Here is a 17,087-nt window from a genome sequence, read left to right on the forward strand (position 1 = left end):
AAAGATGTTGCCTGCGTTTATAGGGGTGGTCATCCGCATTTTGAAGGCGTGTGTTTGTTTATTATTTTGAAAGCGACCGGATCGGCCCCACCATTCCGATGCCTTTTGTCGGGGGTGTGCAGCTCGGATGATGATAGTCAACTGACCCCAAGGCCTTGACGCAAAAGCAAATCGCGTTAACTTACGTGAACGTAAGAGTAAGATATGACGGCGTTGCCCGATTATGTCATGAGCCAGAACAGGATTTGCCGCAGTTCAACCTCGACAAGGGCTTTGCGCTTTGCCAATAAAGATCGATGCGATAGCTCGAGAGAGCAGGCGTTTGCGGCAGGGGTTAAGTGAACGCTTCGGCTTCGGGCGCGTTAGAAAAACAAGGCCGGACGGGACCGGTGAGCTGAGAGGACGAACATGACTGAAGCGATGGAACTGCCGGAACGCGAATCGATGGAGTTCGACGTTGTTATCGTCGGCGCTGGCCCTGCGGGTCTGTCTGCTGCGATACGGCTGAAACAGGTCAATCCGGACCTTACCGTCGTGGTACTGGNAAAGGGCGCCGAAGTCGGCGCGCATATCGTGTCCGGCGCCGTAGTTGATCCGATCGGCATCGACCGTCTGTTGCCCGGTTGGCGCGAAGAGGAGGGGCATCCCTTCAAGACCGAAGTGAAGGACGATCAGTTCTTGCTGCTCGGCCCTGCCGGGTCCATCCGCCTGCCGAACTTTCTCATGCCGCCTTTAATGAGCAATCACGGCAATTACATCGTGTCGCTTGGCCTCGTCTGTCGATGGCTGGCGGAAAAGGCGGAAGCGCTCGGCGTCGAAATCTATCCCGGCTTCGCTGCCAGTGAAGTGCTGTATAATGATGAGGGCGCCGTGATCGGTGTCGCAACCGGTGACATGGGTGTCGAGCGAAACGGCGAACCCGGCCCCGCCTTCACGCGTGGCATGGCGCTGATGGGCAAATATGTGCTGATCGGTGAGGGCGTTCGCGGTTCTCTGGCCAAGCAGCTCATCCAGAAATTTGATCTTTCCAGGGACAGTGACGTCCAGAAATACGGCATCGGCATCAAGGAACTCTGGCAGGTGAAGCCGGAGAAACACCGCCAGGGCCTTGTGCAGCACTCGTTCGGCTGGCCGCTGGGCATGAAGACGGGCGGCGGTTCATTCCTCTACCATCTGGAAGACAACCTCGTCGCCGTCGGCTTCGTGGTGCATCTGAACTACAAGAACCCGTATCTTTATCCNTTTGAGGAATTCCAGCGTTACAAGACGCATCCGGCCATTCGCGATACGTTCGAAAGCGGCAAGCGCCTGTCCTATGGCGCACGCGCCATCACCGAGGGCGGATATCAGTCGGTGCCGAAGTTGACATTCCCCNGGGGCGCGCTGATCGGCTGTTCGGCCGGTCTCGTCAACGTGCCGCGCATCAAGGGCAGCCACAATGCGGTCCTTTCGGGCATGCTGGCGGCAGACAGGATTGCCGAGGCTCTGGCCGCTGGTCGTGCCAATGATGAAGTCATCGAGATCGAAAACGAATGGCGTGACACCGATATCGGCAAGGACCTGAAGCGGGTGCGCAACGTCAAGCCGCTGTGGTCGAAGCTGGGCACCGCTCTTGGTGTTGGTCTTGGCGGGCTGGATATGTGGACAAACCAGCTGCTCGGCTTTTCCATCTTCGGCACGCTGAAGCATGGCAAGACGGATGCGGAAAGTCTGGAGCCCGCGAAGTTCCACAAGCCCATCGCCTATCCAAGGCCGGATGGCGTTTTGACTTTCGACCGACTGTCATCGGTATTCCTGTCTTCCACCAATCATGAGGAAGACCAGCCGGTGCACCTTCAGGTGAAGGACATGGAGCTTCAAAGACGCTCCGAACACGATGTCTACGCTGGTCCATCTACCCGTTACTGTCCCGCCGGTGTTTACGAGTGGGTGGAGAAAGACGGCGAACCGACCTACGTCATCAACGCGCAAAACTGCGTCCACTGCAAAACCTGCGACATCAAGGACCCCAACCAGAACATCAACTGGGTGCCGCCGCAGGGTGGCGAGGGGCCGGTTTATTCGAATATGTGATGCTGTTTCCTCGANGAACATACGATGGTCATGATACGTGCCGCGCNGGTCGATGAATTTGCGCGGCTGACAGAGATCGAACTCGATGCCTTCGTGGTGTGGGCAAAAGCCTGCGGTGTGACATCGCAGCCTTACGCATCACCGGAATTCGTTCTACAACGGAGCTTCGACCAGGACCTTCTGCTGGTTGCTGCGACGGATTCGACGGGTCATATTGCTGGCTTTGCGGCCGGGGATGCCGTGGGAAACTATCTCTACATTGTCGAGATCGATGTCGAGCGTGCCGCGCAGGGAAAAGGCATCGGTCGCGCGTTGATGTTCGCCATGCTCGGCAAGGCCCTTGACGCCGGACAAAAATATGCGGTGCTGACAACGGATCGCTTCGCGCCGTTCAATGCCCCTTTCTATACAAAGCTCGGATTTCGTATTCTCGAAAAATGGGAGACACCGCCGTTCCTGCAGGAGCGGCTGGACCGGCAAATCGCCGATGGCCTTGATGCCGCCCGTCGCGTTGCAATGCATCTCGACTTGCGCAGCGCCGTTTCGCCTACGCTCGAAGCGACACACTGAGACAGGATTGCAGTATTCTCGATGACAAGAGTTTCGATCCACCCCGTCAAGCGCTCGGATGCGCAAGAGATCATCTCCGCAAATCTGCGCAGCCGCGACTATCACGCGCCGTGGGCGCAGCCCTTCACGGATATGACTGGTTTCGATGCGTGGTTCGGGCCGTTGCTGACTGGGCCGAATGCGGCTTTTGTTGCGCGCGATGGTGAGAGCCAGGGAATCGTCGGCGTTTTCAACCTGTCGCAGATCGTCTGGGGCGTTTTTCGCAGCGCCTATCTCGGCTATTATGGAACTGTGGATTTTGCCGGTCGCGGGATGATGACGGAAGCGCTTTTGCAGGTCGCAGGGCGCGCTTTTGATCAATTCGGCCTGCATAGAATTGAGGCCAATATCCAGCCTGACAATGTGGCCTCGATTAACCTTGTTCGCCGTGCCGGGTTTCTAAAAGAGGGGTACTCCCCGCAATATCTGCAAATCAATGGCGTGTGGTGCGACCACGAGCGCTGGGCCTTGATATCGAGTGCGGACCGAGGCGTTTGATATCTCCCANTTTTCAGAGAAATATTCGTTGTCAATCAAGAACGAAACCGATGCTTTCCAGTTTGGTATTTGCAGGATTACCGCGAATGCAATACTTGTATTGGAGCAGTCCGACGAGCGTAAACAATGTGCTGACAAAGCCGGATGTGGGAGCAGATGATGAAGACGGCAGCAGGCAAAGTTTTTTCTCACCGCAAATCGGTTCTGATTTGCGGGGCGGTTCTAACGGTGTTTGCGGCGTTGACCATTCCGACAACCCGCAGCCAGGCAGCCAGTTGTCGCTCTGATGCGTCTGCCGAGATCGACTGGAGCGGCTGCAACAAGCGGCTTCTGATGCTGGGTGGCAGCATCATGGATGGCGCGGATTTACGCGGCACGGATTTCACCTTTACCGACCTTCGCGGCTCTTCCTTCAAGAAGGCCAATCTCGAAAAGGCAAAGCTGATCCGTACGTCGCTGGCCTCGTCACAATTGCAGGGCGGCAATTTCGTCAAGGTCGAGGCCTATCGCGGTGATTTCAGCGATTCGGATGCGGNAAACGCCAAGTTCAACAATGCTGAAATGCAGCGCGCCAGTTTCAAGAACGCCAAGCTCACAGGCACGGATTTCACCAAGGCGGAACTTGGCCGCGCCGATTTCGAGGGCGCGACGCTGACGGGTGCGAAGTTCACCATGGCCAACCTGTCGCGCTCCCGCTTCGAGGGCGCTAAATTTACCGGGCCAATCGATTTCGAAAACGCCTTCCTGCTGCTGGCCCGCATCGAAGGTCTGGATCTCTCGTCCGCAACCGGTCTGGAGCAGAAGCAGGTCGATATTGCGTGTGGTGACGCCAAAACCAAGCTGCCGCAGGGGCTGACGACACCGGCGACCTGGCCTTGCCCGGAAGATCCGGACGAAGATTGAGCGATAAGTTTGCGGGTGGGGCTTCACCCCCTCTGTCCTGCCGGACATCTCCCCCACAGATGGGGAGATTGGCAAGACGCGAAACCTCACTCTCTTAGTAGCGCAAAAGCGTGGCGATAGCTCGCTCCAGCCGATCTNCCCACCTGTGGGGGAGATGCCCGGCAGGGCAGAGGGGCGCGCGGCATTCTCCGTTGCCTCCATCAAAAGCCCGACAAAACAATCTTGCCCTTCGCAGTTCCACTCTCGATCAGCGCATGCGCTTTGATGAGATTGGTGGCGTTGATGGTGCCGNAAACCTCGGTCATCGTCGTCTTGATCTTGCCTGCATCCACCAGTTCCGAGACGTGATTCAGCAAATTATGCTGCTCGAGAATATCGGCTGTGTCGAAGACCGGACGCGTAAACATCATTTCCCAGTGGATGGAAATGGCCTTTCGCTTGAAAGGCATGGCGTCGAAGCCATCTGCGGGATCGTCGATGAGCGCGAACCGTCCTTGAGGTGCGATGAGCGCGATGCTGTCCGCTGCGTGGAGATCGCTTTGCGTGGTGGAAAAGACGAAGCCGGGTGCGCCGAGGCCCAGCGCTTCGACCTGTGGGGCGAGCGGCTGGCTGTGATCGAAAACGTGATGCGCACCGAGTTCCCTGACCCAATCCTTCGTTTCCGGGCGTGAGGCCGTTGCGATGACGGTGAGGTCGGTCAACTGCCGGGCGAGCTGGATGGCGATGGAGCCGACGCCGCCCGCACCGCCGATGATGACGATGGCATTGGCCGCGCCGGGAACGGGGTCTTTCACCTTCAACCGGTCGAACAGAGCCTCGTAAGCGGTTATCGCCGTCAACGGCATGGCAGCGGCTTCTTCGAAGCTCAGGCTTGCAGGCNTTTTTCCAACGATGCGTTCATCGACCAGATGAAATTCGCTGTTGGAGCCGGGACGGTTGATGGCACCGGCGTAAAATACCTCATCGCCCGGTTTGAACAGGGTAACACCTTCGCCCACCGACTTGACGATGCCAGCTGCATCGAATCCCAACACGCGCGTTTGGCCATTTTCCGGCTGCTGGTTGCTGCGCACCTTCGTATCGACCGGGTTGACGGAAACGGCTTTCACTTCCACCAGAAGATCGCGGCCCTTGGCCTCGGGTACCGGTGAATCGAAGTCGATCAGCGCATCCGCTTCCGTTACGAGTTTGGCCTGTTTGTAACCAATAGCGCGCATGGTGTTTCTCCTTTGCTTGTTGCTTCGGCCTCTATTTGATAGCTATGAACCCAATGCGCAAGAATGCACATTTTTGGCCTATAGCCACNAAAAGGATACCGTGATGTCCCGACCCCGCGCCAAATTGACAGGCAANTTTCCCGGCTGTCCGGTAGAGGTGACGCTGAGTTTTCTGGATGGNAAATGGAAGGGCGTGATCCTTTATCACCTAATGAATGAGGGAACGCTGCGCTTCAACGCCCTGCGCCGCCACATTCCAAGCGTCACGCAGCGCATGTTGACAAAGCAGTTGCGCGAACTGGAGGAGGCGGGTGTCATTTCCCGCAAGGTGTTTGCGGTGGTGCCGCCGCGTGTTGACTATGCTCTGACGCCGCTTGGCCACAGCATGCAGCCGGTGATTTCCGCTTTGNAAACATGGGGTGATGCGCATGTCGTGTGCAAGGATGGCGAAAAGCGCGTGATTTNCCCCGATGAATTCATTGAGCCGCTGGCCGCTGCCGAGTAGCGAATCCTATTGCGCGTATCCGCGTGTCTGATTACGGGTTTTACCGACACTTTGCGCCGATAAAAATATTCCGCATTGCAACATGGAACTGCCCGGATTGCTTCATAGTGTCCGCGCAGTGATTCTTAGTCAGGGACGCACCAGCATGACAATTGGTTGGATCGAGGCAGCAATTCTCGGTTTTATTCAGGGGCTTACAGAATTCCTGCCCATTTCTTCCAGTGCACATCTGCGCATTGCAGGCGAATTTCTTCCCTCGGGTATCGACCCGGGCGCAGCCTTCACAGCCATCATTCAGATCGGCACGGAACTGGCCGTTCTCGTCTATTTCTGGTCCGACATCATGCGCATCGCCAATGCCTGGCTGCGCCAGAACCTGCGGATCGGGGGTGCCTATGACCCGACCGACGCGCGCATGGGCTGGATGATCATCGTCGGTTCGGTGCCCATCGTGTTGCTGGGGCTGCTGTTCAAGGATGCCATCGAACATTCGCTGCGCAACCTCTACATCACGGCCGTGATGCTGATTGTCTTCGGCTTTATCCTCGGTTATGCCGACAAGATCGGCCAGAAGAAATACCCGATCAAGAAATTGATCTGGCGCGATGCCGTCATCTTTGGCTTTGCGCAGGCCATGGCGCTCATTCCCGGTGTCTCACGCTCCGGCGGCACCATCACGGCGGGCCTGCTGCTTGGCTACACCCGCGAAGCCGCCGCACGTTACTCCTTCCTGCTGGCCATTCCCGCCGTTTTCGGCTCCGGTTTCTATCAGTTGTTCAAGAGCATCGGGCAGGATAACCCGGTCGGTTGGGGACCAACGGCGCTTGCCACCGCCATATCCTTCTTCGTCGGTTATGCGGTTATCGTCTTCTTCCTGAAACTGGTGTCGACCAAGAGCTACATGCCTTTTGTCTGGTATCGCGTGGCGCTTGGCGTGGTGCTTCTGGCACTGCTCGGCACGGGCGTGATCAACGCGACCGGCTGATTGCTTTGACAATCGTCATGCCGGCTGAAAACCGGCATGAAGCGATTTTTCTTGATATCTTCTCAATGGAATGANTTTTCACCCCGGATGTGCAATAGAGCCGTTTATTGCGCGGCATTTTTCGTTTGCTTCTATAAGTATCCATCCGGGATCAGGACAGTCGGGACCAGTTTATGAGTATTGAAGGCGGTTACGCTCTTGATGTGGATGACATCCAGAAAAGCTTCGGTACGCATGAGGTTCTCAAAGGCATTTCGCTCAACGCCCGCAAGGGTGATGTGATCTCCATCGTCGGCTCCTCCGGCTCCGGCAAGAGCACGTTTCTGCGCTGCATCAACTTTCTGGAAATGCCGGATCGTGGCCGCGTCACCGTCAATGGTGAGGAAGTCTCCGTCAAGATCGGTCGCGATGGCAAGGCCGTGCCGAAAAGCTGGCGGCAGGTGGAGCGCCTGCGCACCGGGCTTGGCATGGTGTTTCAGAACTTCAATCTCTGGTCCCACCGCACGGTGCTTGNAAACATCATCGAAGCGCCCGTCCATGTGATGGGTGTGAAGCGGCAGGACGCGATCGAGAGAGCCGAAGTGCTGCTCAACAAGGTCGGCCTTTACGACAAGAGGGACGCCTATCCGGCGTTTCTGTCCGGTGGCCAGCAGCAGCGTGCGGCGATTGCGCGTGCGCTCTGCGTCGAGCCCGCCGTGATGCTGTTCGATGAACCGACCTCGGCGCTCGACCCGGAACTGGTGGGCGAGGTGCTGAAGGTGATCCGCGATCTGGCTGAAGAGGGCCGTACCATGTTGCTGGTGACGCATGAAATGCGCTTTGCCCGCGATGTGTCCAACCACGTCATGTTTCTGCATCAGGGCCGTGTGGAAGAGGAGGGTCCGCCGGACCAGGTATTCGGCAACCCGACAAGCGCCCGCACCCGAGATTTTACCGGCGTCATCGCCAACTGATATTTTCGATATTCCAACAGGAGATTTCCATGAAATTGTTCGCCACGCTGCTTGCCGGATCGGCATTTGCGCTTTCTGCCTTCACCGCCAGCGCCGATGTGCGCTTCGGCATCATGAACGAGTCCTACCCGCCATTCTTCGCCAAGGATGCATCCGGCAAATGGCAGGGCTGGGAAATCGACCTGATGGACGCCGTCTGCGCGGAAATGAAGGAAAAATGCTCCATTGTCGAGTTGTCCTGGGATGGGCTTATTCCAGCTCTTGAAGCCAAGAAGTTCGACGTGATCTGGTCTTCCATGTCCAACACGCAGGAACGCCAGAAGGTCATCACCTTCACCGACAAATATTACAACACGCCGAGCAAGCTGATCGGTGCCAAGGACGGCAAGCCGGGTGCTACGGCGGAAGACGTCAAGGGCAAGACCATCGGCATTCAGGTCTCGACCATCCAGTCGGCCTATTACGCCAAATATTTCAAGGATGTGGCTGACGAAAAGACCTACCAGACGCTGGACGAGGCGTTTCAGGATCTGGCCGCCGGTCGTATCGACTACGTCTTCGGTGATTCCCTCGTTCTTGATGCCTTCGTGAACAGCGATGCGGGCAAGGATTGCTGCGCCGATGCGGGCAATGTGGCCGACGACAAGGAAATCCTCGGTCTCGGCGTTTCCGGCGGTCTTCGCAAGGATGACACCGAGTTGAAGCAGAAACTAAACACGGCGCTGGCTGCCGTTCGTGCCAGCGGCAAATATGACGAGATCACCAAGAAATACTTCGCTTTCGATATCTACGGCGCGAAGTAGGTCTGATCGGTCGCTTTGATGGCAAGCTTTGAAACCATGGTTCAACTTCTGTCGCCCTATCCTCCGGGATGGGGCGGCACGCTGTTGAAAGGTGCCGTTTCCACGCTTGCCATTTCTGCCGGTGCCTACCTCATCGGTATCGTCATCGGCATGGCAGGTGCGCTGGGCAAGCTTTCCGGCAACAGGCCGCTGGGCATGGTGCTGGGTTTCTATACGACCATGATACGGGCCGTGCCGGAACTGATCCTGATTGTCGGGCTCTATTATGCGGGAACGGATGGCCTTAACCGGCTGCTGCAATGGGGTGGAATGCCGCCGCTTGAGATCAACGGTTTCGTCGCGGCCATCGCCGTTCTCGGATTCGTGCAGGGTGCCTATATGACCGAGGTTCTGCGCGGCGCGATCCTTGCCATTCCCAATGGCCAGATCGAAGCGGCGCGGGCCTTCGGCATGTCGCCGTTTTTGCGCTTCCGCCGTGTTGTGTTGCCTGCACTGGTGCCGAATGCGTTGCCGGGACTGGCCAATCTTTGGCTGGCCGTGACCAAGGACAGTGCGCTGGTGGCTGTCGTCGGTTATCAGGAACTGGCGCTGGCGACGCGCTTGGCCGGAGCCAGCACCAAGCAATATTTTCTGTTCTTCACTGCGGCGGCGCTGTTGTATCTGGCGATTACACTCGTTTCCAATGTCGTCTTTTCGTTGATCGAGCGCCGGGTGCGACGCGGTCAACCGGCGCTGGTTTAGGAGACATCATGGAATTCTCCTGGGTCGAAAAATACTGGCCGCTGCTTTTATCCGGTGCCTATCAGACGGTGGCGCTGCTCGTAATCTCCGTCAGCATCGGTTTCGTTCTCGCCATCGGGCTCGCTTTCGCGCAGGTCAGCGGTGGCAGGGTAACGCGAGTCTTGGCGCGAGGCTACTGCACCTTCTTTCGTGGCACGCCATTGCTCATCCAGCTTTGGCTTCTCTATTACGGCGTCGGCTCTCTGCTACCGATGATCCCCGGCTTACGCCAAAGCTTCATGTGGCCGGTGTTACGCGAAGGCTTCTTCTTCGCCGCCGTCAGCTTTACGCTGAATTACGCGGCCTACGAGGCGGAAGTCCTGCGCGGCGCGCTGCTTGCGGTGCCGAAGGGGGAACTGGAGGCGGGCAGGGCGTTCGGCATGAGCCGCTTTACGCTGATCCGTCGCATCTGGCTGCCCCGCGCTATCCGCATCGCCCTGCCGACCATTGCGGGCGAGGTGGTCATGCAGTTAAAGGCGACGCCATTGGCCTTTACCGTGACGGTGATGGACCTTTACGCCGTGGCCTACAAGGTGCGACAGGATACGTTGCTGGTTTATGAGCCGCTCTTCGTCGTCACCANTTTCTATCTCATCCTCACCGCCATCATTGTGCGCTGTTTCGGCTTTGTCGAAGCGCAGGTGCCGCAGCGGCGATAATAACCCAAGGAGCTCCACATGGGCGATATCCGTATTCTCGACGGCGGCATGAGCCGTGAACTGCAACGTCTGGGTGCGCAGCTGAAACAGCCGGAATGGTCTGCGCTTTCGTTGATCGACGCGCCAGATATCGTGCGCCAGGTGCATGCGGAGTTCATCGAAGCCGGTGCCGATGTCGTCACCACCAATTCCTACGCGCTGGTGCCGTTCCACATTGGCGAGGAGCGCTTTCAGCGCGAAGGCGCATCGCTGATTTCGCTGTCGGGCAAGCTGGCGCGGGAAGCGGCGGATGCATCAGGCCGCAAGGTCACCGTCGCCGGTGGCCTGCCGCCGATTTTCGGCTCCTACGAACCGCAGAATTTCGACCCATCGCGGGTTCAGGATTACCTCAAGGTTCTCGTTGAAAACTTGGCACCCCATGTCGATGTCTGGCTAGGCGAAACGTTGAGNCTGATTGCCGAAGGCGAGGCGGTGCGTGCAGGCGTGGGCGAAACAGGCAAACCCTTCTGGGTCTCCTTCACGCTGAATGACGACGCAGCACAGGTGGATGGCGCCGAACCGCAGCTTCGCTCCGGTGAAACCGTGAGGGCAGCGGCCGAATGGGCGGCCAGTTCAGGTGCCGCCGCACTGCTGTTCAATTGCAGCAAGCCGGAAGTCATGAAAGCCGCTGTCGAAACCGCTGCCGCCGTCTTCAAGGATAAAGAGGCCTCCATCGAAATTGGCGTCTACGCCAACGCATTCGAAGGCGAACAGGGCGATTCCGCAGCCAATGAAGGCCTGCACGGCACGCGCGCCGATCTGACCGACGACGCCTATTCCCGCTTCGCCTGCGCATGGGCCGACGCCGGTGCCACAATGATCGGCGGCTGCTGCGGAATCGGGGCTGCGCATATTCACACGGTTGCGGGTGCGCTCAGGGGCCGGTGATAATGGGCCTACTCCGATGAGCGTGCCCGGTTTCACCGTCTGCGATCTTCAGCGACTTGGAATAGTGAAAACATCCAGACCCGCCACGTCTTCCTCGATAAGCGTAAAACCCTGTTTTAGATAATAGGGTCGCTTGTCTGCCATGGCACAGAGATAGCAAATGTCGTGACCGAGTTCAGCGGCATGCTCCCGGCTGCGGGCGATCAGTTGCGCGGCGATGCCCTGTCTTCTGAGGTCAGGTTCGACCCAGAGAGCTGCGATCCATGGGGCGTAGTCTGGTCGCTCATCCAGATCGTTCTCGATGATGAGCACAGAGCCGATATAGCGGTCATTATCGTGGGCAACGAAGGCTGAGGGAATGCCTTCTTTTTCAAGCATCGGGTTGAGATGGGCACGGTAGTCTTCGAGTGGGACGCCGCTTTCCGTCCACCACGCATGCCAGCCGCGTTCCGCGATCACATCTGCAAATCCTGGATATTGTCGAAGATTGGAAATTTGCAAAAGCTCACCCTCTGTTTGAATCATATTCGCAAAGCAAGGGTACAAGCTTTTGAAAAGGTGAGACAAGAGGCAAAGCGTAACCGGCCGCACAAGCGATGCGACCGGTTTTTGTGAGAGATTCGCTTACAGCAACGTCCCGCTCAAGATCAGCAGCGCCACCGAGAAGTAGATCACCAGACCGGTGACATCTACCAGTGTTGCCACAAAGGGGGCCGACGCGCTGGCAGGGTCGAGACGCATGCGTTGCAGCAGGAAGGGCAGCATGGAGCCAGTCAGCGAGCCGAAGGTGACGATGCCGATAAGGGCACAAAAGACGGTGAAACCAACCAGCAGCCAGTGTTCGCCGTAATCGTAAAAGCCCGCCTGTTGCCAGATGGTGAGCCGCAGGAAGCCGATGGCACCTAGAATGGTGCCGAGTGTAAGGCCTGTTGGCAGTTCACGCAGCAGCACCCGCCACCAGTCGGACAGTTTCAGTTCGCCCAGCGCCAAAGCGCGGATGATGAGCGACGTTGCCTGCGAACCGGAGTTGCCGCCCGACGACATGATGAGCGGAATGAACAGCGTCAGCACCACGGCCTTTTCCAGTTCTCCCTCGAAATGCTGCATGGCGCTTGCCGTCAGCATTTCGCCCAGGAACAAAGCTGCAAGCCAGCCGCCGCGTTTGCGGATCATGTCGAGNAAACCCATTGCCATGTAGGGTTTTCCGAGCGCTTCCATACCACCGAATTTGTGTGCGTCTTCCGTCGTGTCGGCAATCATGGTGTCGATGACGTCATCGACAGTGACGATGCCGAGAATGTGGGCGTGCTCGTCCACCACAGGCATGGCCAGAAGGTCGTGCTTGCGGATGAGGCGGGCAACATCTTCCTGCGACATCAGCGGGTCGGCATAGGTGATGCCTTCCTTGGATGCGACGGTCAGGATGGAGGCCGATGGCTCGCCCGTTACCAGACGGCGCAGGGTGACGACCTTGGCCAAGGTGCCGTCTTCAGCCAGCACATAGATGGCATAGACGGTTTCGCGAGAGCGTTCGACGATGCGGATATGCGCAAGCGTCTGCTCCACCGTCCAGCGGTCGGGAACGCTGACGAATTCGGTCGTCATCATCGAGCCTGCCGTGCGGGGCGGATAGGTCATCAGGTGGCGGATGGCCGTTGCCGTCGCGCGGTCCAGCCGGGAGAACAGCTTGGCGCGTGGCTCGTCATCCATCTCCGCCATCACGTCTGCCACGCGGTCATCAGACATGAGGTTGACGAAACGAGCTGCCTGTTCCAGCGGAATATGGGCGATGATCTCAGCCGCGCGGTGCAGTTCCGGACGGTCGAGAACGGCAACGGCGCGTGCCTGCGTCATTTTCAGCAGAGCATCGACGGCGTCAGGCACGTCGAGGGCGTTCAACTGATCGACGCGTTCTGCGGTGGTCGTGGGGCCAATGCTGCTGCTGCGGNAAAGACGTGCAGCCTTGCTGGCTCTTTCAGAGAGGTTGTGAAAGTTCATAATTGCTCACCTTCCAGTCGATCCGCCGATCACGGCGGAACGTGGTGAGCCGACAGGTGTCAGATCAGCGCGCGTTTCGCCGTGTTCGGCAAAGGCAATCGACTACTACTGTCGCTAGACATCTAATGATGCTCCGTGGATATCTGCGCCAGATCGATGGTTCGATCTGCGCATGAGACATCTGTTGCGCCTGAAAAAAGGCCAAGTCAAGCGGGGCAATTATGAAATTTTGGCAAGGTGGATTTGCGGTGCATGGAGTTCGATTTAGAACCTTCTAAAGCGCCTCAAATCAAGCCGTTAGGGCAGCTTTCTCGCGTCGCTCCAGCGTCACGGCAAAGCCAAAAACGATGAGGCCGGCAAAGGACAGGACAGCGCCGATATATCCCGTCGATGCATAGCCGTAGCCCAAGGCGATGACGAGACCGCCCAGCCATGCACCAAGCGCGTTGGCGATGTTGAAGGCGGAATGGTTGGACGCGGCGGCGAGCGTCTGCGCGTCGGCGGCTACATCCATCAGGCGTGTCTGCACGGCGGGGCAGGCGGCAAAGCCGCAGCCGATGAGGAAGACGCAGATGCACAACATGTAAGGATTATGGGCGGTGAGGCCGAAAAGCGCCATCAGCACCACGTTGAACGCCAGCATGCCGCCAATCGTGCCGTTGAGAGAGTAATCCGCCATGCGCGAGCCGACGACATTGCCGACATTCATTCCTATGCCGAAGAGGGCAAGCACCATGGGTACTGTCGCAACCGGCATCATGGCGATATCGGTAGTGGTCTTGGCGATATAGCTGAACACGGCAAACATGCCGCCGAAACCGACGGAGGCAACGGCCAGCGTCAGCCACACCTGTACGCGCCTAAAGGCACCGAGTTCGCGCCAGATGCTGGCGCCTTCCTGCACTTTGTCTCGTGGCTGGAAGAGCCACAACAGAACGACGGTCAGAAGCGCAATGCCACCCACCATCAGGAAGGCNGCGCGCCAGGAAAACATTTGGCCGAAGAAGGTGGCAAGCGGGGTGCCGAGCAATGTGGCGATGGTCAACCCCAGCATGACGCGGCCCACGGCGCGGGCGCGTTTGTGAATGGGGGCCATGGAAGCGGCAACAAGCGCTGCCACACCGAAATAGGCGCCATGTGGCAGACCGGTTATGAAGCGAAGCGCGGTGAACGTCGCGAAATCCGGCGCGATGGCGCTCAGGATATTGCCCGCAGCAAACAGGCCCATCAACGCCAGCAGAAGCACACGCCGCGTCATGCGGGCCGCCAGAACGGCGATGATAGGCGCTCCGATGACGACACCCAGCGCATACGCAGCAATCACGTAACCCGCCTGTGGGACGGTAACGCCGTAACTGGTCGCCACATCCGGCAACAGGCCCATAATGGCGAATTCACCCGTGCCGATACCGAAACCGCCAGCGGCAAGCGCAAGTTCGATCAAGGCAATGGAGAGAGGTGTCAAAGACGTTGCGGGCAATGGCGCAACGGTGCTGGCGTCCGCGTCGGTGCGGTTTTCGGAATGGCGTATCTGGGTCATGATGTCTGCGCAGGAAACGAAGNAAAAAAGGGCAAGACCGAGGTCTCGGTCCTGCCCTGACTGGAGGTATCTGGTCACCAAAATGACCTTATCTTGACGGATATCATGAATTTGTGCGGCGCGGTAGTATCTGATTCTATAAAATGCTCAGTTCACGCAAGGGTGTAGGGAACGGAACGGTCGCTATTCCATTTAAGGTCGCGCTTTGCGTGTAACGGGGGCTTGGATAAGCATATGAAGCTTGTGGCGATCTTTAACCGCGATGGCGGTACCTTCNAAACCACAGACATGGATGCTTATTGCAAACATGCGCAGACGGTGTTCGAAAATGCGGGTCATGAAATCGAATGCCGCCTCGTTTCCGGGAAAGACATTGTCGCCGAGATGGAGCGAACCGCCGATGACGAGGGGCTGGACGGCCTGATCGCGGGCGGTGGCGATGGCACGATCTCTGCGGCAGCCGGCATAGCCTGGAAACACGGCATCGCGCTGGGCGTCGTTCCCGCAGGCACCATGAACCTGTTTGCCCGGTCGCTGAAACTACCACTCGATATATGGCAAGCGGTCGATACGCTGGCCGAGGGGCATGTCTACAATGTCGACATTGCCAGCGCCAATGGGCGCCCGTTCGTCCATCAGTTTTCCGCAGGTCTTCATGCGCGCATGGTGCGTTACCGGGACAAGATGGAATATGCCTCCCGGCTTGGCAAAATCCGCGCCAACATTCGCGCCGCCATCGGTGTGGTGTTCAACCCGCCCAAGTTCGATATGGAATTCACCGTTGCCGGTCAAACGCAGCACCGTCGCGCCTGCGCCATTTCTGCATCCAACAATGAATTCGGCCAAAGCCCGCTTCTGGTTGCCGACGACATTACACGTGGAAAGCTTGGCCTCTACATCGCTGATGCCTTGACGCCATCAGGCGTGATGGGCTTGGCTGTCGACATTCTGCGCGGAAAGCTGAAGGAAAACGCAGCCGTAACGGCCATGACAGTGACCGAAGTCGAGTTGCATTTTCCCNAAAGGCGCCACGATGTGAAATGTGTGATGGACGGTGAGTTGCTGCCGATGAAGCGTGATGTCGCGCTTAAAATTCATGCCGGTGAGTTGAAGGTCATCGTTGCGAAGACCTTTCCAAACGTTTGAAATCCTTAAGCCTTGCTTCCACTAACGGTCACTTGGACATGTCGCGCAGCCCTTGCAAAACGCCTGCGCGAACGCCATGCTAGCGCGCATTGCATGGTGAGGGAAGCGCGGGAAATGATGAACGATAATACCAAGACGATATCGAACCTCGCCGCCATAGACGCCGCGCATCATTTGCATCCTTTCTCCGACATGGGCAAACTCAACGTGTCAGGTACCCGCATCATAGAGCGGGCTGAGGGCGTGTTCATTTACGACAGCACTGGCAAGAAATATCTGGATGCGTTCGCCGGTCTGTGGTGCGTCAACATTGGTTACGGCAGGCGCGAAATGACCGATGCCATTTCCCGGCAAATGAACGAGCTGCCCTATTACAACGCATTTTTCGGGACCACGACGCCACCGGCCACCCTGCTTGCGCAAAAGATCGTGTCCCATGCCGGGTCGAACATGAACCATGTGTTCTTCACGAATTCCGGTTCCGAGGCGACGGATACGTGGTTCCGCATNGCTCGAGTGTATTGGAAAGCGCTGGGGCACCCAACGAAGACGAAAGTTATCGCGCGGCGCAACGGTTATCACGGCTCCACGGTGGCAGCCGCGTCGCTTGGCGGCATGCCGTGGATGCACGAGCAGGGAAACCTGCCCATAGAAGGCATCGCCCATATCGGCCAGCCCTATTGGTACGCTGAAGGCGGCGACCTTTCGCCCGACGAATTCGGTCTGAAGGTTGCGCGGGAGCTGGATGCCAAAATCGATGAACTGGGAGAGGAAAACGTTGCTGCCTTCGTGGCCGAACCGATTCAGGGGGCAGGAGGGGTCATCGTGCCGCCTGAAACCTATTGGCCGGAGATTGCGCGCATCTGCAAGGAGCGCAACATTCTGCTGGTATCGGACGAAGTTATCTGCGGCTTTGGACGGCTGGGGTCGTGGTTCGGTTATCAGCATTTTGGTTACGAACCAGACCTTGCGCCCGTGGCCAAAGGGCTTTCCTCCGGTTACCTGCCAATCGGCGGCGTTCTGGTCTCGGACCGCGTGGCCGAGGTGATGCTGACCAAGGTGGGCGATTTCAACCACGGCTTCACCTATTCGGGCCATCCCGTCTGCGCGGCCGCGGCGCTGGAAAACCTGCGTATCATCGAGGACGAGGGACTGGTCGAGCGCGTGCGCGACGATATCGGCCCCTATTTCCGCCAAGGCTGGCACAGTCTGTTGGACCATGAAACCGTGGGTGAGACGGTGAGTGTCGGCCTCATCGGCGGGCTGCAACTGACGGCGGACAAAGCGACCCGCAGACGCTTCGACAAGCCTGATGATATCGGCACTCTGGTTCGCAATCATTGCCTTGAAAACGGCCTCGTCATGCGCGCCACCGGTGACCGCATGCTGGCATCGCCCGCGTTCACAATCAGCCGGACGGAAGTCGATCAGATCATCGAAATATTGCGCAAGGGGCTGGACCATCTGGCGCAAACAGGAAGGACGTGAAAA

17 protein-coding genes are annotated in these 17,087 nt (G+C 58.0%); 13 read left to right on the top strand and 4 right to left on the bottom strand.

What is annotated here, in order from left to right; translation table 11 throughout:
- Nucleotides 1-408 precede the first annotated feature (408 nt).
- The 4 genes from CUC55_RS00945 (at nt 409) to CUC55_RS00960 (ending at nt 4,083) form a co-directional block, all read left to right on the top strand.
- A complete protein-coding gene (locus CUC55_RS00945; RefSeq protein WP_103086705.1) occupies nt 409-2,073 on the top strand; it encodes an electron transfer flavoprotein-ubiquinone oxidoreductase in 1,665 nt (554 codons plus the stop codon).
- A gap of 30 nt (nt 2,074-2,103) precedes the next feature.
- Entirely contained in the window at nt 2,104-2,643 is a 540-nt protein-coding gene (locus CUC55_RS00950) for a GNAT family N-acetyltransferase (RefSeq protein WP_425352698.1), read from the top strand.
- Between the two features lie 21 nt (nt 2,644-2,664).
- On the top strand, nt 2,665-3,180 hold the full coding sequence (locus CUC55_RS00955) for a GNAT family N-acetyltransferase (protein ID WP_067653702.1): 516 nt from the start codon (nt 2,665-2,667) through the stop codon (nt 3,178-3,180).
- Between the two features lie 159 nt (nt 3,181-3,339).
- Complete coding sequence (locus tag CUC55_RS00960) at nt 3,340-4,083, top strand: pentapeptide repeat-containing protein (RefSeq protein WP_103086732.1); 744 nt, start codon at nt 3,340-3,342, stop codon at nt 4,081-4,083.
- A gap of 200 nt (nt 4,084-4,283) precedes the next feature.
- Here the strand turns inward: CUC55_RS00960 and CUC55_RS00970 are convergent, their stop codons facing one another.
- Nucleotides 4,284-5,300 carry a zinc-binding alcohol dehydrogenase family protein gene (locus CUC55_RS00970; protein ID WP_103086707.1) on the bottom strand — a complete coding sequence of 339 codons (1,017 nt, stop codon included), beginning with the start codon at nt 5,298-5,300 and terminating at the stop codon, nt 4,284-4,286.
- 103 nt (nt 5,301-5,403) lie between these two features.
- On the opposite strand from CUC55_RS00970, the gene CUC55_RS00975 reads away from it, so the two are divergent.
- The 7 genes from CUC55_RS00975 (at nt 5,404) to CUC55_RS01005 (ending at nt 10,912) form a co-directional block, all read left to right on the top strand.
- Nucleotides 5,404-5,805 carry a winged helix-turn-helix transcriptional regulator gene (locus tag CUC55_RS00975; protein WP_103086733.1) on the top strand — a complete coding sequence of 134 codons (402 nt, stop codon included), beginning with the start codon at nt 5,404-5,406 and terminating at the stop codon, nt 5,803-5,805.
- Between the two features lie 145 nt (nt 5,806-5,950).
- Nucleotides 5,951-6,790 carry an undecaprenyl-diphosphate phosphatase gene (locus tag CUC55_RS00980; protein ID WP_067653699.1) on the top strand — a complete coding sequence of 280 codons (840 nt, stop codon included), beginning with the start codon at nt 5,951-5,953 and terminating at the stop codon, nt 6,788-6,790.
- Nucleotides 6,791-6,963: 173 nt separating this feature from the next.
- On the top strand, nt 6,964-7,743 hold the full coding sequence (locus tag CUC55_RS00985; protein WP_103086708.1) for an ABC transporter ATP-binding protein: 780 nt from the start codon (nt 6,964-6,966) through the stop codon (nt 7,741-7,743).
- Between the two features lie 29 nt (nt 7,744-7,772).
- Entirely contained in the window at nt 7,773-8,546 is a 774-nt protein-coding gene (locus CUC55_RS00990) for a transporter substrate-binding domain-containing protein (RefSeq protein WP_067653695.1), read from the top strand.
- An 18-nt stretch (nt 8,547-8,564) separates the two neighbouring features.
- Nucleotides 8,565-9,287 (top strand): ABC transporter permease, encoded by a 723-nt coding sequence (locus CUC55_RS00995; RefSeq protein WP_067653693.1) that lies wholly within the window; start codon nt 8,565-8,567, stop codon nt 9,285-9,287.
- 8 nt (nt 9,288-9,295) lie between these two features.
- Nucleotides 9,296-9,985: an ABC transporter permease gene (locus tag CUC55_RS01000; RefSeq protein WP_103086709.1), complete on the top strand. Its 690-nt coding sequence runs from the start codon at nt 9,296-9,298 to the stop codon at nt 9,983-9,985.
- An 18-nt stretch (nt 9,986-10,003) separates the two neighbouring features.
- Nucleotides 10,004-10,912 carry a homocysteine S-methyltransferase family protein gene (locus CUC55_RS01005; RefSeq protein WP_103086710.1) on the top strand — a complete coding sequence of 303 codons (909 nt, stop codon included), beginning with the start codon at nt 10,004-10,006 and terminating at the stop codon, nt 10,910-10,912.
- A 48-nt stretch (nt 10,913-10,960) separates the two neighbouring features.
- Here the strand turns inward: CUC55_RS01005 and CUC55_RS01010 are convergent, their stop codons facing one another.
- The 3 genes from CUC55_RS01010 to CUC55_RS01020 form a co-directional block, all read right to left on the bottom strand.
- On the bottom strand, nt 10,961-11,371 hold the full coding sequence (locus CUC55_RS01010) for a GNAT family N-acetyltransferase (RefSeq protein WP_245304059.1): 411 nt from the start codon (nt 11,369-11,371) through the stop codon (nt 10,961-10,963).
- A 165-nt stretch (nt 11,372-11,536) separates the two neighbouring features.
- Entirely contained in the window at nt 11,537-12,910 is a 1,374-nt protein-coding gene (mgtE, locus tag CUC55_RS01015) for a magnesium transporter (RefSeq protein ID WP_103086711.1), read from the bottom strand.
- Nucleotides 12,911-13,199: 289 nt separating this feature from the next.
- Nucleotides 13,200-14,450: an MFS transporter gene (locus CUC55_RS01020; protein ID WP_067653801.1), complete on the bottom strand. Its 1,251-nt coding sequence runs from the start codon at nt 14,448-14,450 to the stop codon at nt 13,200-13,202.
- 234 nt (nt 14,451-14,684) lie between these two features.
- On the opposite strand from CUC55_RS01020, the gene CUC55_RS01025 reads away from it, so the two are divergent.
- Together CUC55_RS01025 and CUC55_RS01030 are read left to right on the top strand one after the other, a co-directional pair.
- A complete protein-coding gene (locus CUC55_RS01025; RefSeq protein ID WP_103086712.1) occupies nt 14,685-15,596 on the top strand; it encodes a diacylglycerol/lipid kinase family protein in 912 nt (303 codons plus the stop codon).
- Nucleotides 15,597-15,713: 117 nt separating this feature from the next.
- Nucleotides 15,714-17,084 carry an aspartate aminotransferase family protein gene (locus tag CUC55_RS01030; RefSeq protein ID WP_170063799.1) on the top strand — a complete coding sequence of 457 codons (1,371 nt, stop codon included), beginning with the start codon at nt 15,714-15,716 and terminating at the stop codon, nt 17,082-17,084.
- The last annotated feature ends 3 nt before the right edge of the window (nt 17,085-17,087 follow it).

It is taken from the genome of Agrobacterium bohemicum, from assembly GCF_002896715.1.
Lineage (GTDB): Bacteria > Pseudomonadota > Alphaproteobacteria > Rhizobiales > Rhizobiaceae > Agrobacterium > Agrobacterium bohemicum.

Excerpts from the sequence above, each read along its gene's own strand:
- CUC55_RS00955 (WP_067653702.1), top strand. The coding sequence starts at position 2,665 with ATGACAAGAGTTTCGATCCACCCCGTCAAGCGCTCGGATGCGCAAGAG.
- CUC55_RS00990 (WP_067653695.1), top strand. The coding sequence starts at position 7,773 with ATGAAATTGTTCGCCACGCTGCTTGCCGGATCGGCATTTGCGCTTTCT.
- CUC55_RS00995 (WP_067653693.1), top strand. The coding sequence starts at position 8,565 with ATGGCAAGCTTTGAAACCATGGTTCAACTTCTGTCGCCCTATCCTCCG.
- CUC55_RS00980 (WP_067653699.1), top strand. The coding sequence starts at position 5,951 with ATGACAATTGGTTGGATCGAGGCAGCAATTCTCGGTTTTATTCAGGGG.